The organism is Streptomyces sp. SID3343, assembly GCF_009865215.1.
GTDB lineage: Bacteria > Actinomycetota > Actinomycetes > Streptomycetales > Streptomycetaceae > Embleya.
Map to the genome: position 1 here is coordinate 1 of NZ_WWJX01000660.1, position 3,428 is coordinate 3,428.

Annotated in this window: 3 protein-coding genes and 1 pseudogene; 2 read left to right on the forward strand and 2 right to left on the reverse strand. The window is 72.7% G+C overall.

Going from position 1 to position 3,428, the window contains the following annotated elements; genetic code table 11:
* Nucleotides 1-655 (reverse strand): MFS transporter (locus GT354_RS20360; protein WP_161357747.1); only part of this gene is annotated, 655 nt, incomplete at its 3' end.
* Nucleotides 656-780: 125 nt separating this feature from the next.
* Here GT354_RS20360 and GT354_RS20365 point away from each other — a divergent pair.
* Nucleotides 781-1,458, forward strand: coding sequence for a TetR/AcrR family transcriptional regulator (locus tag GT354_RS20365; RefSeq protein WP_161357748.1), 678 nt, complete (start codon nucleotides 781-783; stop codon nucleotides 1,456-1,458).
* Between the two features lie 95 nt (nucleotides 1,459-1,553).
* Here the strand turns inward: GT354_RS20365 and GT354_RS20370 are convergent, their stop codons facing one another.
* On the reverse strand, nucleotides 1,554-2,021 hold the full coding sequence (locus GT354_RS20370; protein ID WP_161357750.1) for a YbaK/EbsC family protein: 468 nt from the start codon (nucleotides 2,019-2,021) through the stop codon (nucleotides 1,554-1,556).
* Between the two features lie 351 nt (nucleotides 2,022-2,372).
* Between GT354_RS20370 and GT354_RS20375 the strand changes: the two are divergent.
* A pseudogene (locus tag GT354_RS20375) lies at nucleotides 2,373-3,428 on the forward strand (hypothetical protein); the annotation flags it as partial.

A 3,428-nucleotide genomic window follows, 5' to 3' on the forward strand; every position in this document is an offset into this window, starting at 1 on the left:
TCGAGCGCGGCCCGGCCCCGGGCAACGCGCCGCGCAGGAGCAGCGCGAGCCCGGCGGCGCACGGCAGCAGGAACGCGAACGCCAGTCGCCACTGCCCGATCTGCGCGAACGCGCCGCCCGCGGCCGGGCCCACCAGCGTGCCGACTCCCCACATGCCGGACACCAGCGCGGCGGCCCGCGTCCACAGCTCCGGAGGCAGCGATACCCGGATCATCGCGTACGACAGACCGACGAGGAATCCGCCGCCGACGCCCTGGAGAGTGCGGCCCGCGAGCAGCAGCCCCACCGTCGGCGCGAGCATGCAGGCGACGGTGCCGAGGGTGAACACGCCCAGCGACCAGGCGTAGGCCGGGCGCGGTCCCGCCCGTTCGAGCAGGCGCGGCACGAAGACCGACGCGACGACCGACGCGAACACGAACAGTGTGGTGTTCCAGGCGTAGAAGCGCAGGCCGCCGATGTCGGCGACGACCGACGGCAGCAGGCTCGTGGCCAGATACACGTTGACCGCGTGCAGGGCGACGCCGCCCGCGAGGACCACGGCGGTGGCGAGGTAGGGGGCGCGGAACAACGCGCCCCAGGTGGCCGCGGCCGGCGGCTCCCCGTCCTCGCCACCGGTGTCCTCGGCAGGCTTGGTCGGGTTCGACGACTCGCTCATTCCGGTTCCTCCGCATCACCTTCGACACGAGCCTGATTAGAATTCGACTCGGTCCGGATTGTAATCACATCGCGGGGCCTGTCCAATCCCCGGGAGCGATCCACCCCGCCGATAGGATGGCGGCGATGGCCGACCGCACCCCCTCCCGCCCCGCACCCGCCGCCACCGCCGCGCGCGGGGCCGGCCGACCACGAGACCCCGCGATCGACGGCGCGGTGCTGGCCGCCACCCTCGACGTGCTGCGCGAACAGGGCTACGCGGGCTTCGCGCTGGAGACCGTCGCCGCCCGGGCCGGTACCACCAAGGCCACCATGCGGCGGCGGTGGTCGACCCGGCAGCGGCTGATCATCGCGGCCCTGGCCACCGTCCTGGTCACGCCGCCGGTCCCGGACAGCGGCTGCACCCGATGCGACCTCACCGACGCGCTGGACATCCTCACCGACGCCCTGGTGCGCAAGGTCCCGCCGGGTGTGCTGGCCCCCCTGGTCGCCGAGTGCGCGGGCGACGCCGAACTCAACGACCACCTGATCGACACGTTGCTGCGCCCCACCCGCACGGCGGTCGCCGCGACCGTGGCGGCCTCGGTCGCCCGGGGCGACATCCGAGCGGACGCCGACGTCGACCTGATCGTCGACGTCCTGGGTTCGGTGGTCTACCAGCGGGGCCTGTTCGCCCACGCCCCGCTGACCGAGGACCTCGCCGTCCGCACGGTCGACCTGCTACTGCGCGGCGCGGCCACCGACTTCGACCGCCTGGTGGCGATCAGCCGGGCCAAGTCCAGCCACCCGCACCGACATTCCTAGCCGAAAGCCTCGTCGAACGATCGCCGCGCACACGCTTGCGACGGCATCCACGGCCCCGCCGAGACGCGCTCCCGCCGGCGGCGACTTGTCGCGGGCTACGGACCGACGTCGGCCGCCTGGCCGCCGGTCATGCGCAGCAGTTCCTCGTATGTCGTGGGGTACATGTGGTTGTGGTCGCCTGCTCCGGCCCACACCACCTCGTGCTTGGACAGCCATGTGTCGACGAGCGTGCGGACGCGGTGCGGGTGGCCGATCGGGGCGACACCGCCGACCTCCTGGCCGGTCGCGGCCAGGACGAAGGCCGGGTCGGCCCGGCGGACCTTGCGAATGCCGAGCAGCTTGGCGACCGCGAGCGTGTCGACGCGGTGCGCGCCACTGGTGACCACCAGCAGCGGTCGCCCGTCCGCGGAGAAGATCAGGCTGTTCGCGATCGCGCCCACCTCGCACCCCAACTGCTCCGCGGCGGCGGCAGCGGTGGGTACCGTCTCGGTGAACTCCCGGATCTCACCCGTGGCATTGAGTGCGCGCAGCGCGTCGGCGACGTTTTGGACCGGCGTATTCATGGATGCGAGCCTAGCCGGGCGCCGGTGCTGGTTTGACCGGCCATGACTGCGAATCGTCGGGTGCTTGTGATCAGTGGGTCGCTGCGGGCGGAGTCCACCAACTCCGCGCTGGTGCGGACCGCGCAGGCGGTCGCTCCCGGCGGCGTGGACGTCGTGCCGTTCGACGGTCCGGGTCGGCTTCCGCACTTCAACCCCGACGAGGACCGCGAGCCGTTGGGGGGCGGCCGTCGCGATGGTCGAGCCGCCTACCTATTCCTACCTGACCGATCGTCAGAAGACCTCTACACGCCGGTGATCCACCGCTCTATGCTGACCCCGCCATCGAGACGGGGGTTACTCGTGCATGTGGTCGTGATCGCTCTGGGGATCGTCTTCCTGGTCGACATCCTGCGGGTGTGGTTGCCCTCGTTGATCACCGTGTACGGGGATGCCGGCGCCACGCCGGCCGAGCAGCTCGGGCTGTTCGCAATCGCGTGGTTCGCGGTGGCCTTCGTGGTCGTACCGCTGTGCCGCCGGATCGGCGGGCGCCCGGTCGCGGTGCTCGCCGGAGTCGCGATGGTGCTCCTGCGGCTGTGGCTCCAGTTCACCGATGGCGGGGACACTCAGCTCTACGTCGCGTGTGTGGCCCTGGTCGCCGCGCTGTGTTGGTTCGTCGGTGTCGCGCACACCGGTTGGCCGGCCGGGACGGGCGTGGTGGCTGGTCTCGCGATCGCCACGAGCCTGCACGCGGGTCTGGGCACCCTCGACCCGATGTGGCTCGCGCAGTGGCGCGGCTGGGCCGTGCTCGGCACGCTCGGCGTGGTGTTCGTCGGAACGCAGGTGTGGATCCAGGGGCCCACCCGGGAGGTGCACCGGCCGGTGCTGTGGGCCGTGTTCGGCCCGGTGCTGTTCCTGACCGGCGTGTTGTTCGGCAACCCCGGCGTGAGCCACGCCGCGGCGGGTGAACCACGCTGGGGCGTGCCGGTGCTGGTGGCCGCGTGGGCGCTCGCGGTACCGGCCACGCGCGTGCGCGGCCCGTGGGTGCTGCCACTGGGCCTGGCTCTGCTCGTCGCCGGGGTGATCGGCGCGGGGTACGTCCAGACGGGCGCGCACGACGGCATCGTGGGCCTGGCCCCGAGCGGCGCAGCGGCGTGGCAGGCGCTCGGCGTACTCGGGGTGGGCCTGGTCCTGGGCGATGCCGCGAACCGAGAGCGCCCGGACGTACGGTGGGCGCCGGCGTGGACCATGGTCGGCTTCTTCGCGCTGACCTTCCTGCACTACGCCCGCTACGACATCGAGATCGGCTTTCTCGCGCGCGGCCGGGTACTGCTCGTGGGCGTCCTCGCGCTCGCCGCGGTGCTCGTCCTCGCGGCCGTCCGCGACCACCGCGCCCCACCGGCGGCCGAGCCGGCGGGCGGGGTCGAGCCG

What these genes read in the sequence shown, in the direction of transcription:
- GT354_RS20365 (WP_161357748.1), top strand. Translation starts at nt 781, where the DNA reads ATGGCCGACCGCACCCCCTCCCGCCCCGCACCCGCCGCCACCGCCGCG.
- GT354_RS20370 (WP_161357750.1), bottom strand. Translation starts at nt 2,021, where the DNA reads ATGAATACGCCGGTCCAAAACGTCGCCGACGCGCTGCGCGCACTCAAT.